Raw genomic sequence first — 20,930 nt, forward strand, 5'->3', positions numbered from 1 at the left:
ATCGGACGCGCTGGATGTTTCAGCGGCGACCAAAGAGTCGATCGCGAAGCGAACGCGACGATGGCCGTTCGGTCAACAGAACCGGCGTGTCGAGGTCCTCGATAACGTCGAACACGAGCGACCCTCGAACGATACGCGAGAGGAGTCCACGCTCCGTCGCACCGATGATGACGAGATCGTGGTTGGCACTGACGCGTTCGATCACGGTCTCGACATCCCCCGTCTCGAGGTGCAACTCGGCATCTGACAGCTGGTGACTGTCTGCCCACTCATGGAGGAATTCACGCCCCTCTGTTTCGTCTCCCTCATCGACGATATGTAGCAACGACACCTCGGCATCGATCGTTTCGTGAAGTGCGAGGGCGACCTCTGCAGAGAGGTCGGATGATTCCCCACCGGCAGTGGGGACGACGATATCGGTCGGATCAAATTCCGTTGCACCTAGGACGAGGAAATCACACGGCAAGTCGTGTGTCAGCTCGTCAAGGGTGCTTTCGGCGCGTCCACTCGCAAACTGCGTGCCGCCGTAGCCCATCACGACCCTGTCGACATCGTTCGATTTTGCTGCATCGTACACTTCCTCGAGACCGCGATGAGACAGGATCGTCTTCGTCTCGATCGGCACATCGAACGCCGCCGCGTCTCGTTTGGCGTTCTCGAGAAGCCGCTCCGAGGTAGCGTCGATCTCACCGGTCTCGGCGGCAGCAGTAAGCGTTGTCTGATCTGGCACGGTGACGATGTGTGTTGCAAGCACACGCCCGCCTTCGTGTTCAGCGATCGCACTGGCAAGTGTGATAAGAGCACTCTCTGTTCGCGGGTTGGCCAGCGCGACCATGATCGTCGGACCATCCGTCCCACTCGGTGCGACTGCATCAGCAGCCTCGACGACCCGATCCGGCAGGTCATCCTCACGGCTCCGAATGTAGTGCGAGAGCACACCCTGTTGTGACGTTTTATCGCGGGCGTAGAGGAAGTACCAGAGCACAGCAACGACGACGAATCCTGCAGACAGTGCGATCTCCAGACTGTCCATAAACGCGACGAGCCCGAGCGATAATACCGCACCGAGGATCGGCGTGATGGGATAGAACGGAACCCGGAAATCGGGATCGTACTCCGGGACGTCCGCCTCTCGAAACACGATGAGCCCGACGTTCATCAGCGCGTAGACGATAAGGTGGAGGACGCTCGCTGCTTTTGCAAGTACCTTGAGGTCTTTCCCTAAAAACGCGATAAACACGATGATAAGCCCACCAGTGACTATAATCGATCGGTAGGGCGTCGCGAAGTTCGGATGGATCTCGTTGAGCCAGTTCGTGACGATCTTGTCACGGCCCATCGCGAAGTTGATACGTGCTGAGGCGAGGATCGAGGCGTTCGCTGACGATGCTGTCGCCAACAGCGCGCCAACGGTCATCAAGGCCGCTGCCGCCGCAGCGACACCCCCGACGGGTCCGATAGAGGCGGGAAACGCGACCTCAGCAGCCTGTGCAACCGGCGCATCCTGACTGAGGTCTGGCCACGAGATGACCCCGAGCATCGTCGTCACGAGAATCGCGTAGATGACGGTCACGATCCCGACACTCCCGATAATGGCAATGGGAAGGTTCCGCCCCGGATTTTTCAATTCCTCGGCGACAGTTGCGATCTTCGCGTAGCCGAGAAACGACACGAACACCAGTGCAGTCGCCGGCAGGATCGCACCTGTCCCGAACGGTGCGAGGCCGCCCTCGTTAGCCAGTGTCGCGTACTCGAACGAGGAAAAGCCCGCGAGTGAGAACGCAGCGAGAATCGCAAGCAACGTGAACACGATGATCGTCTGGATGCTCCCGGTCTCCTTGGCACCGATATAGTTGACGCCAACGAAAACACCGCCGGCAAGGAGCGCCCCGAGCTGGATCGGGCTGAGGAACGCAACCTTCGGTAATGGGACGAAAACAGTGAGATACTGGCCGAATCCGATACAGTAGAACGCGGAGGCAAAGGCAAGACCCATCCAGTCACCCATACCCGCGATCGAGCCGAACATCGGCCCGAGTGACTTGTTGATATAGTAGTATCCACCGCCAGCTTTCGGCATCGCAGTCCCGAGTTCGGAGATGGACAGTGCGTTCACCATCGCAATCAGCCCACCGACGATGAACGACACGACGACGATCGGCCCTGCTGCGTTGGCAGCGACACCGGGCAGAACGAAAATCCCAGCACCGATCATCGTCCCGATCCCGATTGTCATTGCAGAGATAAGTCCGAGGTCCTTTGCAAGTTCCTCGTCACCCTCGCCGTGGCTCATACTGGGAAATCGAATACCACTCATATAAGAACACCGGTAGAATTACTTAATCAGAAACAAAGATGGTGTATAATTACTGATTAAGTAATTTACATTGCCAAAAACATCGATATGACGTACCGCGCGAATAGGCGAGTGCCATGGACTATCGGCTCGATGAGATCGTCCGACGCATCAGTAGATTCCGAGATCGAACGATTGTTTTTCGATGGTGAATCGACCGACAATCACTGGCCGTCGCGCTCGAACAGCGTTCCCGGCCCGTCGAGCTCGCGTTCGAATCCACCGACGCGACCGACGTCCCACAGCGTCGCGCCGTTGCTCGTGATCACCGGGGCCCCCAGTTTCGACTCGAGGTCGTCGACCGCAGCCAGCGAGCGGTAGTTCGTACAGGAGACGAAGACGGCGTCGAGGGCGGCGAGGTCGACACCCTCGCAGACCTGCTGGAACGCGTCGTCTGGCGTTAGCGCGCCGATAGCCGTGTTCGCTTCGAGTCCCCCGCCGTCGATCGACGCGATCTCGAAGCCTGCTGCCTCGAGGAACTCCCGTTCTTTTGCGTCGAGATCGCTGGTGTAGGGCGTCACGACGGCGATTCGCTCGGCGTCGAGCGCCTCGAGCGCGCGGACGACCGAGCGGGCCGTCGCGACTGCTGGGACGCCGGCCGCCTCAGTCAGTCGCTCCTCGAGTTCGGCATCGAATCCCGGCCCGTGGAGTAAGCTGCCGGTGGTACAGGCGTAGGCGACCGCGTCGACGTCGGCGTGGCCGAGTAGCTCGGCGGCGCGGGCCGCGTCGTCGCTCATTGCGTCGAGTTCGTCGACGGTGACCGACTCGAGAGCCATCCGCGCGCCGTGGACGGTGACCGAATCCGGGAGGTGTGCCCGGAACTCTGGTTCGGCCGTCGTGTTCGACGAGGGGACGACCAGGCCCAGCCGTTCGGAGCGCTCGCTCGGCTCAGACATCGTCGTCACTGTCGTCCGCTGCCGGTTCGCCGTGGCCGCCGCCACCGGGCGTCTTGACCGTGACCGTCGTGCCGGCGTCGACGTCGACGGTGGTCTTCGCCGGGGCTGGCTCGCCATCGATCAGGTTCTCGCCGGTCGCACCGTTTTCGCCGCCGGCGACGCCCTTCGGCGCGTGGCGGCGGCGCTCGGTCAGTAGCGAGACCGTCGCCTCTTTCTCGACGGTGACCGAGCGCTCGAGCCCCAGTCCCCCGCGATGGTTGCCCCGACCGCCACTGTCCTCGCGGAGCGCGTAGCGCTCGACCCGGAGGGGGTACTCGGTCTCGAGCGATTCGATCGGCGTGTTGAGCGTGTTGGTCATCCCGACCTGGACGCCGTCCATGCCGTCGCGCTCGGCGCGGGCACCGAAACCGCCGGCGATCGTCTCGTAGTAGGTAAAGGAACCGTCCCGGGCTCCGATGGTGAGGTTGTTCATCGTTCCCTGACCCTGTGCGGGGACGCGATCGGGTGCGGCCTGCGCGAGCGCGGTGAAGACGACGTCTGTGACGCGCTGGCTGGTCTCGACGTTGCCGCCGACCACGGCGGCTGGCGACTTCGGATTCAGCAGCGTCCCTTCGGGTGCGTGGACGCTCACAGGCTCGTAGCAGCCGTGGTTCGGCGGGATCTCGGGATCGGTGATCGAGCGCACGACGAAGTAGACGGCGCTCGTCGCGACTGCCAGCGGGGCGTTGAGGTTCCCCTCGAGTTGGTCCGCAGTCCCCGAGAAGTCGACGTCGATCGCCTCGCCGTCGACCGTCACCGTGACGCTAATCTCGATGTCCTCGTCGGTCACGCCGTCGCCCTCGAGGATATCGGTGGCCTCGTAGGTGCCATCCGGTAACGCCGCGATCTCCTCGGTGATCCGCTCGCGGGAGTAGTCGATCACCGCGTCGAACCCGGTGAGGACGGTCTCGCGGCCGTGTTCTGCGAACAGCGCGGCGAGTCGTTCCTCGGCGCGTTCGTTCGCCGCCTGCTGTGCCCGGAGATCGGCCCGGCGCTCGCGGGCGTTGCGGACGTTCGCGAGCACGAGCGACCGGACCTCCTCGCGGGGCTCGCCGGCCGCGACGAGTCGAGTCGGTGGAAGCCGAAGTCCTTCCTGATAGATCTCCTGTGCGCCCGCGGGCATACTGCCGGGGGTCATGCCGCCGACGTCGGCGTGGTGGGCTCGCGAGACGGCGTAGCCGACGATCTCGCCATCGGGGGCGATCGGCGAGACCATCGTCACGTCCGGCAGGTGCGTTCCACCAGTGAAAGGGTCGTTGAGCACGAAGACGTCGCCCGGCTGTGGGTCGTGTTCGCGGACGGCCTCGACGGCGGCCGGCATCGCGCCGAGGTGGACCGGGATATGTTCGGCCTGGGCGATCATCCGCCCCTCGGCATCAAATAGTGCCGTCGAACAGTCGCGACGCTCCTTGATGTTCGGCGAATAGGCCCCGCGGATCAGAGTCTGTCCCATCTCCTCGGCGACGCTCTCGAGTTGGTTGCGCAGGACCTCGAGAGTCACTGGGTCGATACTGTCCGCCGTGTCGGGTGTCGAATTTCCTGTCATTGCTCTCCCTCCTCCGTTCGCGTCATCACGAGTGTTCCATCGGCAAGGATCTCGCCGGTCCAGGCAGGCGGCACGACCGTCGTGCTCTCTGCCTGCTCGAGCACTGCCGGTCCCGCGACCGACGCGCCGGTCTCGAGTCGATCCCAGTCGTAAACGGTCGTCTCCCGTGCGCCGACCTCGGGGAAGTGTGCTTCCCGGGTGCCGACGACAGCGTCGCCCGTTCCCGCGTGGCTGATCCCCGGCTCGGTCCCCGGAATCGTCGCCGTCGCGCGGAGGTTGACGACCTCGATCGACTCGTCCATCGCGTAGCCGTAGGTCCGCTCGTGGGCCTCGTGGAAACGGTCTGCGACCGCCGCCGCGTCGAACTCCTCGTCGACTGGGACCGTCAACTCGAAGCTCTGACCCGCATACCGGCAGTCGGCTGCCCGTTCGACCCGCGCCGCGTCCCGGTCGGACGCGTCCGCGAGTACGTCCGCGACGACCTCGTCGTAGACGCCCTCGAGCGTTGCCCGGTCTGCGCCGTCGAGGTCGACACCGACCGTTCGCACGGCGTCGTAGCTCTCGTCGGCCGCGAGGAGGCCAAACGCCGAGAGAACCCCGCCCGGTCGCGGAACGACGACCCGATCGACCGACAGCGAATCGGCGAGCGCCGCGGCGTGCATCGGGCCCGCGCCGCCGAAGGCCACGAGCGCGAACTCGCGGGGGTCGTGGCCGCGCTCGACGGTCACCGAGCGGATCGTCCGCGTCATCGTCGCGTTCGCCACGCGGTAGACGCCCTGTGCCGCCTCGAGCGGTCCCTCGAGCCCCGCTTCGTCGGCCAGTCGGCCGAGCGCGTCGCGGGCCGCCTCGCCGTCTAAGGTCATCTCGCCGCCGAGTGCGGTTTCGGGGCCGATGTAGCCCAGCACGACGTTGGCGTCGGTGACGGTCGGCTCGGTCCCGCCGCGGCCGTAGCAGGCGGGGCCAGGCTGGGAGCCCGAGGATTCCGGGCCGACCCGGAGCGCGCCGCCGGCGTCGACCCAGGCGATCGAGCCGCCGCCCGCACCGACGGTGTTGACGTCGACCATCGGCGTCCGGATCGGCAACCCGTCGATTTCGGCGTCGGTCGTCCGTTCGGCCTGGCCGTTCCGGACGAGGCTCACGTCGCTCGAAGTGCCGCCCATGTCGAAGGTCACGAGCCCCTCGACATCGTCGTCGTCGACGGTTGCTGCGGCACCGACGACGCCGGCAGCAGGTCCCGATAGCGTCGTTGTGACGGCATGTTCGCGCACAGTTTCGGGATCGGCGATCCCGCCGTTTGCCTGCATGATTCGCGGAGCCGGTATCCCGGCCTCGCTGGCCTCGTCGACCAACTGCCCGACGTAGGTATCGATCGCGGGTCGGACGTAGGCGTCGACGGCAGTCGTCGACGTGCGCTCGAACTCGCGGAACTCCGCGAGCACTTCGTGAGATGCGGAGACGGGCACGTCCAGTTCCTCGCGGAGCGTCTCGGCGACGACCCGCTCGTTTTCGGGGTCAGCATAGGCGTGTAGCAGCGAGACCGCGACCGCCTCGACGTCGCGCTCGCGCAGCGTCGCCGCGAGGTCGCGAACGTCCGCGGCGTCGACTGGCTGCTCGACGCCGTCTTTGGTCGTTCGCTCGTCGACCTCGAAGCGCCGCTCGCGGGGGACCAGCGGCTCGGGCTTTTCGGCCTCGAGATCGTATAGATCCGGCCGATCCTGGCGGCCGATCTCGAGGACGTCCCGGAACCCCTCGGTTGTCACGAGTGCGGTCTTCGCACCGCCACGCTCGAGGAGGGCGTTGACCGAGACGGTCATCGCGTGAGCGAAGCCGTCGATCTCGCTGGGTGCGATGCTGGCGTCGTCACACGCCTTTTCGATGCCCTCGAGCACGCCGACGTGCTGGGGCTCGGTTGATGGCACCTTCGCGGTGACGAGCCGATCGTCGACCGACAGCGCCACGTCGGTGAACGTGCCGCCGACGTCGACGCCGATGCGGGTCTCATCGTGGCTCGAGTCGTTGTGCGTCATTGCGTCTGAATTCGTATCGTGGTTCGTTGTGTCTGTCATTGATATCGTTAGGCGAGGAAGACGTCGTAGAGCGTTCGCAGGCCGATACCGACGACGACGAGCGTCACGAGCCCACCGAGAACGTTCTGGAGAGTGGTGTTCGTGTACTCGCCCAGTAGGTCGCGGTTGTTCATCGCGTAGATGAGGAAGACGGCCAGAATCGGCAACAGAAGCCCGTTGGTAACCTGTGCGAAGACGATCACCTGGATGGGATTGTAATCGAGCGCCGAGAAGACGATGCCGACGCCGAGGATCGTCATCCAGATCGCCCGGAACCGCGTCGAGGTCAGGTCACGGTCCCAGCCGAGCGCGCCGGCGGTGGCGTAGGCACCGGCAAGCGGCGCACTCATCGCGCTCGTAAAGCCCGCCGCAAAGAGGCCGATCGAGAAGAACGTGAGCGCGTAGCCGCCGAAGACGGGCTCGAGTTGGTCGCCCATTTCGCCGACGTTGTCGATCTCGGTCCCCGCGGGGAACACCGCGGCGGCCGTGACGACGATCGCCGTCGTGATGAGGCCGCCGACGATGACCATCCCGATCGTGTCCGTGCGACACTCCGCGAGGTCATTCGCGCCGTCCCACCGTTCCTGAACGGTACTCGCGTGCAGGAACAGGTTGTAGCCGACGACGGTGGTGCCGACGAGGCCGGCGATGAGATATGCCGAACCGTCGGGAACCGTCGGGACGAGGCCGCCCGCAAGCGCGCCGACGTCCGGTCGGACCATGACGGCGTTGAGCAGGAACGCCGCGCCCATGACCCCGACGAGGCCGATGAAGACCCGTTCGATCAGTTTGTAGTTCCCTGTCCACAGCAGTCCGGCGGCGATCAGGCCCATAATCGGGCCCCAGACGTTCTCGCTGATGCCGGTGATCGTCGACAGACCAGCAGCGCCGCCGACGATGTTGCCCGTCTGGAACGCCGCTGTCCCGATCCCAATCGCGCTCACGACGAGCACGACGGAGATAATTCGCGGGATCGGGTTGTTGAACTCGTTTCGGAACGCCTCCCCCAGTCCTTCCTGCGTGATCAGTCCCAGTCGCGCGCTCATCTCCTGGAGGACGATCGTCGCCAGAATCGAAAACGCAATCGTCCACACGAGCACGTACGCGTACTCCGCACCGATCACGCTTGCAGTTGTCACCGTCCCCGGGCCGACGAACGCCGCCGCGACGAGCGCCCCCGGACCGATCGCTTTCAGCCGGTCGATAATACCCATGGTGCGTATTCACATATACCACTCTCTGTATCGCTCAAAAGGGTTGTTAAGAGTCGAACATACGGGTACGTGTAGCGCCGGATGGTTGTGTCAGTCGTATGAATTCGTATGAAACCGTGTGATGGCCCTAATTAGTTCCGGGTCTGGTGAACGTTCTGATTCGCGTGATTCGGACGGAGGGCTGTGAGAAACTGTGTTTGTATTAGATCAACCAAAATTGTTTTAATGGGGAAGGCAGATAACTGCGAGTACGGCGATTACATATGCACATCATGGAAGGATTCCTGCCCGGCGTCTGGGCGCTCGCGTGGTACGCGATTGCCGCCCCAGTCGTCGGCTACGGAATGCTGAAGACTGCGCGTCTGGTGAAGGATAGAGATGTTAATAAGTCTCACATTGCTGTCGCTGCGGCGTTCATCTTCGTCCTGTCGGCGCTGAAACTGCCGTCCGTTACCGGGAGTACGTCGCATCCGACGGGCACTGGCATTGCGGTCGTCCTCTTCGGGCCAGCCGTCACCGCGTTTCTGTCGACGATCGTTCTGCTGTATCAGTCGTTGTTGCTCGGTCACGGCGGCCTGACGACCCTCGGTGCGAACGTCACGTCGATGGGGATCATCGGCCCCCTCTTTGGCTGGGCTGTCTACCGCTCGGTCAAGCCCCACACGGACCTTCAGAAGGCGACGTTCGCTGCGGCCCTCGTCGCCGACTGGACGACGTACGTCGTCACGTCCACCCAGCTCGCCCTTGCGTTCCCGACGGAACCGGGACTCAGTGGCGTGATCGATTCCGCGATCACGTTTTTGGGCGTCTTCGCGGTGACACAGCTCCCGATCGGAATCGTCGAAGGCGCACTCGCGGCTGGCTTGATCGGCTACATCTCCATGTCGAGTGAGTCGGTCCGAACCCGGCTGGGGGTGACAGCATGAACCGGTGGCTCGCTGCGGGTGGCCTCCTGATGGTCGGGCTCATCCTCTTTTCATTTACCACTGCGGGTGCATGGGGTGGGGCCGACGGCGCTGCAGGCGAGAAAGTCGATTCCGTCGCCCCGGATTACGACCCGTGGTTCGAGAGCCTCTGGACGCCCCCGAGCGGCGAAATCGAGAGCTTGCTGTTCAGTCTCCAGGCAGCGATCGGTGGCCTCATCATCGGGTACTACCTCGGACGAGGATCTCCGCTGCAATCCGCGTCTGAGACGCCGTAGTGAGTCATGCACCACACGAGCCTGGAACAGATTCAGATCACCGCGAACTCCCGAATCGAAGGACGCTTGAACGCGTACTTCGTCTTTGCCGCACTGGTGTTGGTCCTCGTCGCCCCCAGTCGGCTCGCGTACGTCTGTGCACTCGCCTGCTTCGTGGCACTCGGTATCGATGCGACAGGCCACGACTATCTGCAGGTGGTTCGACTGCCGGTGTACTTTCTGCTCCCGAGTCTGGTCCTCATCGCGCTGTTTACCAGCGGGCCGACCGCCGTCTCGATGGGGCCGCTCTCGATTTCTTGGACCGGGATCGACCGGTCGATAACGACGGGACTCCGATCGTTCGGATCGATGACAATCCTGGGCTATCTGGTCGTGACGACGACGGTCCCGCAACTGTTCGTCGCGTTGCGATCGCTGCGGTGTCCACAGTTCGTCATCGAGATTTCGTTGCTCACCTACCGCGTCATCCAGATCCTGCTCGACGAACTCCGCCGTCTCGAGCTTGCCGCGCGAGGGCGTCTCGGTTTCCGGACGCGCCGAACGACGTTTCGAACAGCTAAGTTGCTGGGGTTTTCAGTGTTCTTGAAGTCGATGTCACGAGCCGAGACCCTCAACGACGCGATGCTGGCGCGGAACTACACCGGCGAGATGCCGATGGCACAGACGACGAGTCGGGGCCACGGCTACGCGGCTGCCGTCCTCACACTGATCGCCATCGCCGGGTGGGCCGTATGATCGAAACCGACGACCTGCACTTCCGACACGGCGACGACCCCGTCCTCGACGGGGTGAACTTCGAGGCCCAGACCGGCGAGGTGACGGTCATCTTCGGCCGCAACGGTGCCGGGAAATCGACGCTGTTGCGCCACTTCAACGGCCTGTTCGAACCCGATTCGGGAACCGTCTTCGTCGGAGACGAGCCGGTCGAATACGACGACGACTCGCTTGCCGACCTTCGCATGCGCGTCGGACTGGTCTTCCAGAACCCCGACGACCAGATCGTCGCGCCGACGGTCGAACAGGACGTCGAGTTCGGCCCGCGGAATGCGGGTATCGACGATCCAGACCGGATCGAGCGCGTCCTCTCGGAGTTCGACCTCGACGAACGGACTGACCGACTGTGTAACACGTTGAGCGGCGGCGAGAAAAAACGCGTCTCGCTGGCCGGTGTCCTCGCGATGGAACCGGAGTACGTACTGCTCGACGAACCGACCGCTGGACTGGACGGCGACGGCTGTCGGACGATCGTCCGATTCGTCGAGTCGCTTACTGACGCCGGTATCACGCCAGTCATCGCGACCCACGACGTGGGGTTCGGGCTCACTGTCGCCGATACGGTGACGGTGCTTGAAGACGGTGTCATCGACTATCGGGGCGAGACGCTCTCGCAGGCGCTCGCCGAACGATACGGCCTTCGAAACTACGTCTTCGAAACGTGGGCGTCACCCGCCGAGTGACTCGCCGTCGTTATACGGACTCCTGTCAGTCAGTTTCGGCGCACCCGCGAGCCGTCCTGCGGTTGCTCCGGTAACTCGTTACAGCAGACCGTATCATACTACAGGACAGAAGTCAATACGAAGCCGGTCGCGAATTCGCGGCCGTCCCCATAGGTGACGGCCGCATATGTGCGGCCGGCTTCNTCATACTACAGGACAGAAGTCAATACGAAGCCGGTCGCGAATTCGCGGCCGTCCCCATAGGTGACGGCCGCATATGTGCGGCCGGCTTCACGTAGTTCTGTCCAGCAGTATCAGTCCCCGTTCCCTTCTCCTTCGGTCACGATCACCTTCGAAACGCCTTGCTCGAGTCTGATCTCAGTCGGTAACTCGACGGTGCTGCGGTCGATGAACCGGGTCATGAACCACCGAACCGCCTCCGAGGGAAAGACGAGGTGGTAGACGCCCTCGCCTTCCTGGCGGACGTCGAGAAAGCCACAGAACGACAGCCACTCGAGGAGGTCCCCGACTTCCTCGAACCGGGTCGCGTACTCGTGGGCGTGGTAATCGGAAACGCGGTCGGCCGCTTCAACGAACGCCGGATCGGGGTCGCCGCCGTTGTAGCAGTAGCCAAGGAAGGCATGGAGGAAGTCGATGTCCAGTAAGACGTGCTCGCCCGACGAGAGCATTCGATAGTACTGTTCTAAATTGTCGCTTGGCTTTCCGCTCGCTGCTTCGAAGTTCGCCGCGTAGAACGTCAGGGCACGGCGAACGACTTCGCTTTGGCCGTTCTCCGTCTCGGAAACGAGCGTCTCGAGGGCCGCCGCCGAGTCGTCGTCGAGCGATACCGTTACGCGCTGTGTCATAGTCACACAGGGGAACCCGAGACGGATATCGTTCACGCACTCGAGCGATCGATGTCGGGCCGCTGACGGACTCACTCGGTTCGTAACTCGACTGTCAGGGTCCCGTCTGTGACGGTCACGACGTACATCGTCGCGCGGTCGGCAGGTGCCGCGCCGGTCGCGCTGCCGGGGTTGAGTACCCGCAGACCGTCGACGGTCGTGTCGACGACCTCGTGGGTGTGGCCCGCGACGGCGACCGGCTCGCCGGTGACCGATTCGGCTTTGGCGGTCTCGACGACCCGTCGCTGCCAGCCCGCCGGCGAGCCAGCCCCGTGGGTCACCGCGAACGTCACTCCGTCGATCTCGAGCGTCTCCGCGTGGGGCAGTTCGAGCGTCGACGGGTCGGTGTTTCCACGGACGGCAGTTAGCTCACCGTTCGCGAGGGCTGCGATCCGGTTGTAGGCCCGCTGTGAGTCGAAATCACCCGCATGAATCGCGTGGTCGGCTCGCTCGAGTTCGTCGCCGACCCAGTCTGGCACGGCGCGTTCGCGGGAGGGGACGTGCGTGTCAGAGACGATCGCGACTCGTGGCATATGCGGTCCGACGACGGCCAGTCCCGAAAGCGATTCCCCCCGCGCGCTCCTGTTCCCGCGTATGAACGACACATCGGACGGAGGGAGCGATGCCGATGGTGGCGGATCGGACGGAAGTCACGTCGTCACCGCGTTTCTCCGGCACCACGGTGAGATCCTGCTGTTGCGCCGCAGCGAGGCAGTCGGCACCTACACCGGCCAGTGGGGTGGCGTCTCTGGCTTCGCGGAGGGCCAGCCCGACGAGCAGATCCGCGTCGAGCTCCGCGAGGAAACCGGCCTCGAGCCCGATGCCGTCTCGCTCGTCAGATCGGGACGGCCGGTCGAATTCGAGGATCCGGATCTCGAGCGTGCGTGGATCGTCCACCCCTATCTGTTCGACTGTGAGACTCGCGAGATCGAACTCAGTGAGGAACACGACACCGTCGAGTGGGTTTCCCCGACGACCATGCTCGCGGGAGTCGGCGACGACCGCGAGACGGTACCGAAACTGTGGGCTGCCTACGAGCGCGTCGCTCCCACTGTTCGGTCGATCGCGGCTGACGACGAACACGGCGCTGCATACCTGTCGGTGCGCACGCTCGAGGTGTTGCGCGATCGAGCGGGGCTGCTCGTCGCCGAGCGACGCGAGTTCGGCGCTGATCCCGACGGCGAGTGGGACGAACTCGCCGAACTGGCCGGGCGGCTGCTCGAGGCCCGGCCGTCGATGGCCGTCCTCCGCAATCGGGTAAACCGGGCGATGGCTGACGCGGATGGTAAAAACAGGGACGCGCCGGCCGTCCTCGAAGTGACGCTGTCGGGGATCGACCGCGCGCTCGCGGCCGATACGGACGCTGCGGCAACCGCCGGCGAGCGTCTCGATGGCAGCGTCGCGACGCTCTCGCGGTCGGGGACCGTCCTCGAGGCGCTCCAGCAGGGTGCGCCTGACCGGGTGTTCGTCGCGGAATCGCGGCCGGCCCATGAAGGGATCGCTGTCGCGGAGGTCCTTGCTGAGACGACCGACAGCACGGTCACGGTGCATACCGACGCGGCGGTCGCGCACGTGCTCGCACGCAACGACATCGATCAGGTGGTCGTCGGTGCAGATACCGTCCTCCCCGACGGTGCCGTAGTGAACAAGACCGGGACACGCACGCTGGCAGTTGCTGCTGCCCACGAGGGAATTCCAGTCTCGGTCGTCGCGGCCACGGACAAAATCTCGACCCGCGACGACGTCAACCTCGAGTCCGGCGATCGATCCGCGGTTTACGACGGCGACGCAGCCGTCGACGTGTTGAATCCGACCTTCGACGTGACACCCGCCGACTGCGTGACCGAGGTCAGTACCGAGCGTGGGGCGCTCGAGCCCGGTGCAATTGGGGATGTCGTCGCGGAGTTGCGCGAACTCGAGAGCTGGCGTGACGACGGGGGCCCGACGGATCCGGAAGCGACAGATCGAAACCCCTCGAGGGAGTAGTGGCTGCTGGCGGCCGTGACGAAGTGTTACCCCCACTGAGCCCCTTGTGACGAGGGATTTTCCCGAGCCGCCGTTCTTCGTGTGATACCTTGCCAGCACGGACAGCGCTCGGGCCGTGACGTCTGTACTCTCGCTTCGAATGGGAATTCCCATACGGACTCCTGAAAATCAGTGTCGGTGGGACCGCGACCGTCCTGCGGTTGCACTGGTACACAGTTACAGCAGACCGTATCAGTCCCAGATCGTGGCGTTTCCGACACAGTAGAACAACGCGACCCAGCCGACGAAGAGTCCCGCGACCACCACTCCGAAATCCGCCAGACACGTCCCAACGATGACACAGTAGCCGATCCCGATCGTCAGTAACAGTAACGAGACGCCGAACAGAACGTGACACCGTCGCGCTACGTTCGGATCCATATCTCTCCGTATCACGATCGGCTGTAAATAGCTATGTCAGAGATGTGTGATAGTAACTGCAGGAAGGATTCCGTCCGGGAATCCACCTGTATCGCACGGACTCCCGGTCGGAGTGACAGCCGACGATGGGCTGCGATCACTGTCACCGACTGTCTGATCCCAACACTGTTTGCACGACCACTCTCGATGAGCTGTGTTGCTTGGACACGAAGTTTCAACCCCGATTCGGGCGTAGCGACGCCCATGGCATTTGAACTCGAGCGACTCGGCGTCCACGAATCAGTCGATGCAGTGTTCCCACCGGCGGAACTCGCGGCTTTCCTCGCCGACCTGTCGATCGACGTTGCTGTGGTCGACGACGACGGCATCGACGACTGCGACGCGGCCGTCACCCTCGTCTACCGCGAGGCGTTCCTCGAACTGGACTGGATTCATTCGATTCAGGCGGGATTCGATCGATTTCCGCGTGCCGTCCTCGAGGACCACGACGTGATCCTCACGAACAGCGCGGGGATTCATGACCGAACCGTCGGCGAGACGGTCGCGGGCTACGTGCTCATGTTCTCCCGGCGGCTCCACGACTACGTCGCAAACCAGCAAGAGCGCCGCTGGGTGCGCCCCGAGTGGGACGAGGGCTTTACCCTTCCGGGGTCGACGGCCTGTGTCGTCGGAACCGGAACCCTCGGAAGCGGCGTCGCGGAGACGTTGGGCGCGCTCGGGGTTCGCGTGACAGGGATTCGGCGCTCCGGCGACCCCGTTCCCGGCTTCGACGAGGTGTATGCGAGCGATCGATTGCTCGAGGCGATCGGCGACGCCGACTTCGTGATCGTCACCGTGCCGCTGACCGACGAGACCCACCACCTGTTCGACGCCGAGACCTTTGATGCCATGCGCGACGACGCCTACTTCGTGAACGTCGCCCGCGGCTCGGTCGTCGACGAACCGGCCTTGATCGACGCGCTCGAGGCTGGCGAGCTCGCTGGAGCGGCGCTGGACGTCTTCGAGGAGGAACCACTGCCCGAGTCATCGCCACTGTGGGGGATGGACGAGGTCATCGTTTCGCCCCACGCTGCGGCCTACACGCGGGACTACTTCCGGGACGTGGGCGAGATCGTCCGTGAGAACGTCAAGCGGCTCGAGACAGGAGCGGAATTTACCAATCGCGTGGTCTGACACTAATCGGGAACCGATAATAAGGAGAACGGCACAAGCTGTGCGACGATCTTGGGCTCACTGGCCGTGTAACCCGGGGAAGGGCAGGCTTCTTCCAGTAGTCGGCCGCGAGCGACCGCAGGGAGTGAGCGGGCCGACGACCGACCCGGAAAGCGCGGCGCGAAGCGCCGCGTTGAGACGAGCGGCGAAGCCGCGAGTCAGGGGAGGGAGGAGTGCTTTTGATCGACCCTAAGCGGGAGCGAAGCTCCCGCGAGGTCCGAGATAGCTTCGCTCTCTCGAGATTTTTCCGAGGGACAGCGCGCTGTGCGGCAGCAACGCTGCCGTCAGCGCGATAGACTGCAGCGCAAAAGGTCGTTTAGAAAAACTTGAACAGATCGTCACGATTCTGTTCGTGCAGATGTTCCCGGACGGCCTCGTGCAGCGGCTCGAGTTGCCCCTTCTTCGCACTGATTGGCGCGATGACTTCTTGCCACTGTTTCCACGGCGGATAGAGGCCGAGGCGGTCACAGAGTTCGTTCAGCCGCTCGTCTTCGTTGTCGACTTTGTCCATCTTGTTGACGGCGACGACGGTCGGGATGTCCAGCTCCCGCAGGAAGTGGAACATCTCGACGTCGTAGGGGATTTCGTCGGGGCCAGAGTGGCGGTCGATGATGTCGATGACGCTCTTGCCGTCGACGACGAGGACGGCGACGAGGACGTTGTCGGCGTATGCCTCGAGATAGTGGACGATCTCGGTCTTGATCTCCTCGCGGAGGTCCTCGTCGACGCCGCTCATAAAGCCGAAGCCGGGGAGGTCGGTGATGACGAAGTCTTCGGGTGCCCAGTCGTAGTGGTTGGGCTCGCGGGTGACGCCGGGTTTGCCCCCGGTGTCGAAGCTGTGGCCGGTCAACTCGCGCATGAGGGTGGACTTGCCCACGTTCGAGCGACCGACGAGGGCCACCTCGGCGTCTCGGTCGGGTCGCGTGTCGAACTCGATCATACGGGTCCGTAGGCCGGTGCGACCTTTATAGGCGTTGTAACTGGTGCCGACCACTCGAGGGGGCTTGCTCGAGGCCGTCGCGGTATCCCTCGACCGATGCACGCGTCGCATCTTATAGGCTCGTCGCGACGGCTACCCCGATCCCGGCCGATATCGCGACGAGCGCGACGATCGCCACGAGTCGGCGGCTCGAGGGCGTCGCCTCGAGGTCGACGTGGTGGCTGTCGCGGGCGGTCTGGACGCCGATCAAGGCCAGTGACGGTCCTCCGCCAAGCATCGCTGCGGCGAAGAGCCACGCCGCTGTCCCACCGTCGACGAGTGCGGACCGGACCGCAGAGAGCGTGACGACGCTTGCGAGAGTGATGTCACCGACGCCGACGAGGGCGTTCCACGGGACGGTTCGGTCGCCGACCGAGATCGAGTCGGCGAACCCGCCGATGACGAACAGGATCGCTGAGAGGACAAAGCCGACGAGGAGCGCGACGGCCAGTGGGCCGGTGCGTACGCTCGAGCCGAAAGCGACGAGATACGCACTGACCAACCCGAGCATGACGACGCCCAACAGCAGGGCGATCCGTCGTTTCATGCTATTACTTATTTCCTTTGACACAAGTATGTTTTGCGAGCGACGATCCGGCAGACAATCCGTGACAGAATGCCCCGAAGTTATACCCCCGGGCTCCGTCACCCCTCGACGTGCGGCTCGTACAGTTGACGGTCCCGACGGGCAAGCGTCAGGCGATCCTCGAGGCCCTTGACGAGCGGAAGATCGATTACGTCGTGACCGACGAAAAGAGTAGTCGAGAGTATACGGCAGTTGTCTACTTTCCGTTGCCGGACGCGGCCGTCGAACCGGTGCTCGACGAGATCAAAGAGACGGGCATCGACGAGGACGCATACACGGTCGTCGTCGACGCGGAGACGGTCGTCTCCCGGCGGTTCCAGGCGCTGCGTGAGGAGTACGAGGACGGCAACGTCGGCTCCGATCGGATCTCACGCCAGGAACTGCAGGCCGAGGCCGACGATCTGACGCCGAGCTTGCCCGTCTACGTGGTAATGACGGTTATCAGCGCCATCGTCGCGACCGCGGGGCTGTTGTTGGACTCGCCGGCGGTCGTCGTCGGGTCGATGGTGATCGCGCCGTTGATCGGCCCAGCGCTCGGGGCCAGCGTCGGGACCGTCGTCGACGACGAAGAGCTGTTCACCGAGAGCGTCACCTATCAGATTATCGGCGTCGTGCTCGCCATCGGAGCAGCCGCGATCTTCGCGCTGACCGCTCGCACGACGAACATCATTCCGCCGGGACTCGTCCTGTCGAACGTCGGCGAGATTTCGGAACGGCTCGCACCTGACTTGCTGTCGCTGATCATCGCACTCGGTGCGGGTGTCGCCGGCGTCGTCAGCATCGCGACGGGAACCTCTGTTGCGCTCGTCGGCGTCATGATCGCAGCGGCGTTGATCCCGCCTGCCGGCGTCGCGGGGATCTCGCTTGCGTGGGGCCAACCGACGGCTGCGATCGGCGCGACGGTGCTCGTCCTCGTTAACCTGCTCTCTGTGAACCTCGCCGGCCTGTTGACGCTGTGGTACGCCGGCTACCGGCCGGAAAACCTGTTCTCGCTCGGTGAAACGGAACAGCGCGTGCGAAAGCGGATCATCGGGCTCGCGCTTGTCGTCCTCCTCTTTGCGGTGTTTCTCGGCGGGATTTCGTATGCCTCCTACGAGACCGCAACCTTCGAACAGGACGTCAACGACGAAGTTCAGCAGGTGCTCTCACAGGAGCGATACGAGGCCTACGAACTGCTCGAGTTCGAAGTCGTGCTGGATACCGACTATCCGTTCCGCAATCCACAGCGGGTGATCGTGACGATCGGCGGCCCGCCGGATGCGTCGGCACCCGAACTGGCCGACACCCTCGACGAGCGGATCAACGCCCACGCCGACGAGCCGGTCCGGGTTCAGGTCAGGTACATCGAAATTCTCGAGCGGTGATGTCGCTGCCCGTCTCGCCGGTCACAAAAGCGGCGCGCTCGACCGTGTCAGTCAGCCGTCGAACGGCAACTCGGGTTCGTATCCGATCGCCTCGACGGCGGCCTCGAGCACTGTTTCGACGTTCGAATCGGTCGTGACGCTCATGGTGTAGTCAGCGGCGACCGCATTGTCGAGGTCGTCCGCCTCGAACCGGTCTGCCTTGTTTGCGACCGTCAACACCGGGACGTCCTCGAACTGAGCGGCGATCGAGTCCCGGAGCTCGAGCTGTGAGCCGATCGGGTAGCCACACTCGCCGGTGGGGTCGACCATGACCAGCATGCAGTCGGCGAGGTGTTCGATGGCGCTGACCGCTTGCGATTCNAGATGTGTATAAGAGACAGTCGTGAAGGGGTAGGAGGCTGTCTCGCCGCGGGCGCTGGTGACGTCGTTGACGAATGATGACTTGCCAACGTTGGGGTAGCCGGCGACGACGATCGTCGGCTCATCGGGATCGATATCGGGCAGGTCCCGCAGGTCGTTGCGCGACTTGTTGATATACAGCAGGTGGTCGTCGATCTGCTCGACGATGTCTGCGAGTCGGGCAAACGCCTGTTTCCGGTGCTTTCGGGCGGTGTCGACGTCGGTCTTGCGCAGGCGGGGCTGGTACTCCTCGTGGATCTCGCGGGCCTTCCGGCTGGCCCACATCACTTCTGACAGTGCCTGTCGGAGCTTGTCGACGTCGACGATCGCATCGGCCAACTCGTAGTAAAACGAATGGGCGTCGTACTCGAAGTCCGGCCACGCCGTCACGACGTTCTCTAAGTTGTCGGAAATGATGTTCGCCGCCGTCTGGAGCATCGACTGCTGGGCCTCGAGGCCGCCTTTGGCCTTGCCGGCCCGCGCTGCCCGCGAAAACGCCTTGTCGATCAACTCTTCCGACGTGGGCGTCGTCGGAAGGTCTTCGAAAATCATGCTCCGTTGTAGATGCCGCGACCATAAAAGGGCGTCCGTTGGCCGCCGTCAGCTTATGCCTGCTGGTGTGCTAGCGTTCACTATGACTGACTGGCGTGCCGTCTTCATTGGGTTCGTTGCCATGACTGTTGTCGGAATCTTCGGGCTCGTCGTCCCAGGCATCGGCCAGCTCGCTGCGGGGCTGTTCGGCGGCTTTGTCGCCGGCTACATCGCTGGCGGTGGGCTCGGCAGTGGCTTCTGGCACGGGTTGCTTGCGGGCGCGCTCGGCGGCATCATCGGGGGCTTGCTCATCGGCGTCGCCGTCGGCCTCGCTGGCCTCGCGCTGGGTCCTCTCGGCGGCGCAATCTCCGGCGCTGCCGGGCTCGGCATCTTCATGTTCGCCGTCACGATCTCGCTGCTGATGGCACTCGAGAGCGCAATCGCCGGTGCCGTCGGTGCGGCGCTCAGTGCCTGATCGCTGACTAAAACGAGGTCGCCTCGAGTGTGCGTTCTCAGGCTGCAGCCATCTCCCGACAGCTTTCGGCACACTCCGGCAGGATCTCCGCGCAGGCCTGGCAGTGGTCGTGGTCGTGTTGCTCACACTCTTCGGCACACTCCTCACAGAGGTCCGCACAGAGTTCGCCCAGTTCGTCGTGATACCCCGAGTTGCGGGCCATGAATCGCGCGTGCAGCGACGCAATGTCGGCGACGTCACGGCAGAGCCGAATACAGCGGGCCATCTCCTCGCCGTCGTCCGCGCTGGCGTCGGCACACCATTCACAGACTTGGGCGGCCTCGAGGCAGTTGTCGATACACGCCTGCATCTGTTCGTCCGAATGCGCGGTTTCGAGTTGTTGGATCGCCATCACCGATGCGTTACTGTTCCAGTCGATTCAACGCCGTCGTGGACACTGCAAGCACGGTGACGGCTCCAGCAGATCCGACCTCGAGAGCGCTCGAGCCGGCTCCAAGTGGTTCGTTCGACTCAGCGCCGGGATTCGAGTTCCGCCTCGAGATCCGCTACGTCCATGTCTTTCATCGAGAGCAATACGAGCAGATGATAGATGATATCGGCCCCCTCGTGGGCGATCTCCTCGCGGTCGTCGTCTTTGGCCGCGAGGACGAGCTCGGTGGATTCCTCGCCGAGTTTCTCTAACACCGCGTTCTCGCCTTTCTCGTGGGTAAACAGCGAGGCAGTGTAGGAATCTTCGGGCAACGTTTCCTTTCGGTCTTCGATGACAGCGAACAGTTCTTCGAGTATCTCGTCCATTTACAGCTCACCCGACACGTTGCGGATGTCTTCGAGGTCGGCGAACTTCTCGCTGTCGTCTCGGCCGTCCGCAAAAACCTCGTCGGTGACCTCGATCGGCGCGTTCGTTCGGGCCGCCAGCGCGAGCGAGTCGCTCGGTCGGGCGTCGATGACCGTCTCGCCACGGGGCGTCTCGAGATGCAGATCGGCGATGTAGGTGCCGCCGCGTCCGTCCTCGCGTGCCTCGATCTCGTTGATGACGACGCGGTCAATCCGACTGCCCAGTTCTTCCATCACGTCGAGCAACAGATCGTGGGTCAGCGGCCGACCGATGTCTTCAGCTTCGAGTCCGCGGGCGATACTCGTCGCCTCCTCGAAGCCGATGAAAATCGGCACGACATCGTCCTCGCTCTCGATGGCGAGGACAACCACCGGAACCGGCCCCTGCGGGGTCCCCGCGACGCGAACCGCGTCGATAGATGCCTGCATACCCCTACTGTGGGACGGTAGGGGCAAAACACGTCCGGTCGCGAATGCATGCACGA

At 63.7% G+C, this 20,930-nt stretch carries 22 protein-coding genes; 8 read left to right on the plus strand and 14 right to left on the minus strand.

The window, feature by feature from the left end; translation table 11 throughout:
* Positions 1–19: 19 nt before the first annotated feature.
* From C476_RS05100 to C476_RS05120, 5 genes are all read right to left on the minus strand, one after another.
* The gene (locus tag C476_RS05100; protein WP_008010546.1) at positions 20–2,293 is read right to left on the minus strand and encodes an amino acid permease; all 2,274 of its coding nucleotides are present in this window, start codon (positions 2,291–2,293) and stop codon (positions 20–22) included.
* 227 nt (positions 2,294–2,520) lie between these two features.
* Positions 2,521–3,252, minus strand: a complete 732-nt coding sequence (locus tag C476_RS05105) for a maleate cis-trans isomerase family protein (protein ID WP_049911601.1) — start codon at positions 3,250–3,252, stop codon at positions 2,521–2,523.
* Positions 3,245–4,837, minus strand: coding sequence for a hydantoinase B/oxoprolinase family protein (locus C476_RS05110; protein ID WP_008010549.1), 1,593 nt, complete (start codon positions 4,835–4,837; stop codon positions 3,245–3,247). The genes C476_RS05105 and C476_RS05110 overlap by 8 nt, the downstream gene beginning before the upstream one ends.
* Positions 4,834–6,864, minus strand: coding sequence for a hydantoinase/oxoprolinase family protein (locus tag C476_RS05115; protein ID WP_049911602.1), 2,031 nt, complete (start codon positions 6,862–6,864; stop codon positions 4,834–4,836). Before C476_RS05115 ends, C476_RS05110 begins: the two co-directional genes overlap by 4 nt.
* A 47-nt stretch (positions 6,865–6,911) precedes the next feature.
* Positions 6,912–8,117, minus strand: a complete 1,206-nt coding sequence (locus C476_RS05120) for an Nramp family divalent metal transporter (RefSeq protein WP_008010552.1) — start codon at positions 8,115–8,117, stop codon at positions 6,912–6,914.
* A gap of 263 nt (positions 8,118–8,380) precedes the next feature.
* Between C476_RS05120 and C476_RS05125 the strand changes: the two genes are divergently transcribed.
* Genes C476_RS05125 through C476_RS05140 form a run of 4 tightly spaced genes read left to right on the plus strand, consistent with a single transcriptional unit; the run spans position 8,381 to position 10,775 of the window.
* Positions 8,381–9,043, plus strand: coding sequence for an energy-coupling factor ABC transporter permease (locus tag C476_RS05125; protein ID WP_008010555.1), 663 nt, complete (start codon positions 8,381–8,383; stop codon positions 9,041–9,043).
* Entirely contained in the window at positions 9,040–9,318 is a 279-nt protein-coding gene (locus tag C476_RS05130) for an energy-coupling factor ABC transporter substrate-binding protein (protein WP_008010557.1), read from the plus strand. The genes C476_RS05125 and C476_RS05130 overlap by 4 nt, the downstream gene beginning before the upstream one ends.
* Positions 9,319–9,324: 6 nt before the next feature.
* Positions 9,325–10,053 carry a cobalt ECF transporter T component CbiQ gene (gene cbiQ, locus C476_RS05135; protein ID WP_008010559.1) on the plus strand — a complete coding sequence of 243 codons (729 nt, stop codon included), beginning with the start codon at positions 9,325–9,327 and terminating at the stop codon, positions 10,051–10,053.
* A complete protein-coding gene (locus C476_RS05140) occupies positions 10,050–10,775 on the plus strand; it encodes an energy-coupling factor ABC transporter ATP-binding protein (protein ID WP_008010561.1) in 726 nt (241 codons plus the stop codon). The genes cbiQ and C476_RS05140 overlap by 4 nt, the downstream gene beginning before the upstream one ends.
* Positions 10,776–11,068: 293 nt before the next feature.
* On the opposite strand, the gene C476_RS05145 is transcribed toward C476_RS05140, so the two are convergent.
* Both C476_RS05145 and C476_RS05150 read right to left on the minus strand, forming a co-directional pair.
* Positions 11,069–11,620: a ribbon-helix-helix protein, CopG family gene (locus C476_RS05145; RefSeq protein WP_049911598.1), complete on the minus strand. Its 552-nt coding sequence runs from the start codon at positions 11,618–11,620 to the stop codon at positions 11,069–11,071.
* A gap of 71 nt (positions 11,621–11,691) precedes the next feature.
* A complete protein-coding gene (locus C476_RS05150) occupies positions 11,692–12,192 on the minus strand; it encodes a metallophosphoesterase family protein (RefSeq protein ID WP_008010567.1) in 501 nt (166 codons plus the stop codon).
* Between the two features lie 61 nt (positions 12,193–12,253).
* Between C476_RS05150 and C476_RS05155 the strand changes: the two genes are divergently transcribed.
* Positions 12,254–13,645, plus strand: a complete 1,392-nt coding sequence (locus tag C476_RS05155) for an NUDIX domain-containing protein (RefSeq protein WP_008010568.1) — start codon at positions 12,254–12,256, stop codon at positions 13,643–13,645.
* 231 nt (positions 13,646–13,876) lie between these two features.
* Here the strand turns inward: C476_RS05155 and C476_RS05160 are convergent, their stop codons facing one another.
* A complete protein-coding gene (locus tag C476_RS05160; protein ID WP_008010570.1) occupies positions 13,877–14,065 on the minus strand; it encodes a hypothetical protein in 189 nt (62 codons plus the stop codon).
* Positions 14,066–14,308: 243 nt separating this feature from the next.
* On the opposite strand from C476_RS05160, the gene ddh reads away from it, so the two are divergent.
* A complete protein-coding gene (ddh, locus tag C476_RS05165) occupies positions 14,309–15,238 on the plus strand; it encodes a D-2-hydroxyacid dehydrogenase (RefSeq protein WP_008010571.1) in 930 nt (309 codons plus the stop codon).
* 355 nt (positions 15,239–15,593) lie between these two features.
* Here the strand turns inward: ddh and engB are convergent, their stop codons facing one another.
* Positions 15,594–16,217: a GTP-binding protein EngB gene (gene engB, locus C476_RS05170; protein WP_008010574.1), complete on the minus strand. Its 624-nt coding sequence runs from the start codon at positions 16,215–16,217 to the stop codon at positions 15,594–15,596.
* Between the two features lie 112 nt (positions 16,218–16,329).
* Entirely contained in the window at positions 16,330–16,803 is a 474-nt protein-coding gene (locus C476_RS05175; RefSeq protein ID WP_008010576.1) for a hypothetical protein, read from the minus strand.
* A gap of 110 nt (positions 16,804–16,913) precedes the next feature.
* Here C476_RS05175 and C476_RS05180 point away from each other — a divergent pair, with 110 nt between their 5' ends.
* On the plus strand, positions 16,914–18,206 hold the full coding sequence (locus C476_RS05180; RefSeq protein WP_008010577.1) for a TIGR00341 family protein: 1,293 nt from the start codon (positions 16,914–16,916) through the stop codon (positions 18,204–18,206).
* 51 nt (positions 18,207–18,257) lie between these two features.
* Here the strand turns inward: C476_RS05180 and C476_RS05185 are convergent, their stop codons facing one another.
* Positions 18,258–19,157, minus strand: a complete 900-nt coding sequence (locus C476_RS05185) for an NOG1 family protein (protein ID WP_008010579.1) — start codon at positions 19,155–19,157, stop codon at positions 18,258–18,260.
* A gap of 82 nt (positions 19,158–19,239) precedes the next feature.
* Here C476_RS05185 and C476_RS05190 point away from each other — a divergent pair, with 82 nt between their 5' ends.
* The gene (locus C476_RS05190) at positions 19,240–19,611 is read left to right on the plus strand and encodes a DUF5518 domain-containing protein (protein WP_008010581.1); all 372 of its coding nucleotides are present in this window, start codon (positions 19,240–19,242) and stop codon (positions 19,609–19,611) included.
* Positions 19,612–19,648: 37 nt separating this feature from the next.
* Here the strand turns inward: C476_RS05190 and C476_RS05195 are convergent, their stop codons facing one another.
* The 3 genes from C476_RS05195 to C476_RS05205 form a co-directional block, all read right to left on the minus strand.
* Complete coding sequence (locus C476_RS05195; protein ID WP_008010583.1) at positions 19,649–20,002, minus strand: four-helix bundle copper-binding protein; 354 nt, start codon at positions 20,000–20,002, stop codon at positions 19,649–19,651.
* A gap of 119 nt (positions 20,003–20,121) precedes the next feature.
* Positions 20,122–20,406, minus strand: a complete 285-nt coding sequence (hisE, locus tag C476_RS05200) for a phosphoribosyl-ATP diphosphatase (RefSeq protein ID WP_008010584.1) — start codon at positions 20,404–20,406, stop codon at positions 20,122–20,124.
* The gene (locus tag C476_RS05205) at positions 20,407–20,874 is read right to left on the minus strand and encodes a bifunctional nuclease family protein (RefSeq protein WP_008010585.1); all 468 of its coding nucleotides are present in this window, start codon (positions 20,872–20,874) and stop codon (positions 20,407–20,409) included.
* Positions 20,875–20,930 lie beyond the last annotated feature (56 nt).

Origin of the sequence: Natrinema limicola JCM 13563 (genome assembly GCF_000337475.1) — an archaeon.
Taxonomy (GTDB): Archaea; Halobacteriota; Halobacteria; order Halobacteriales; family Natrialbaceae; genus Natrinema; species Natrinema limicola.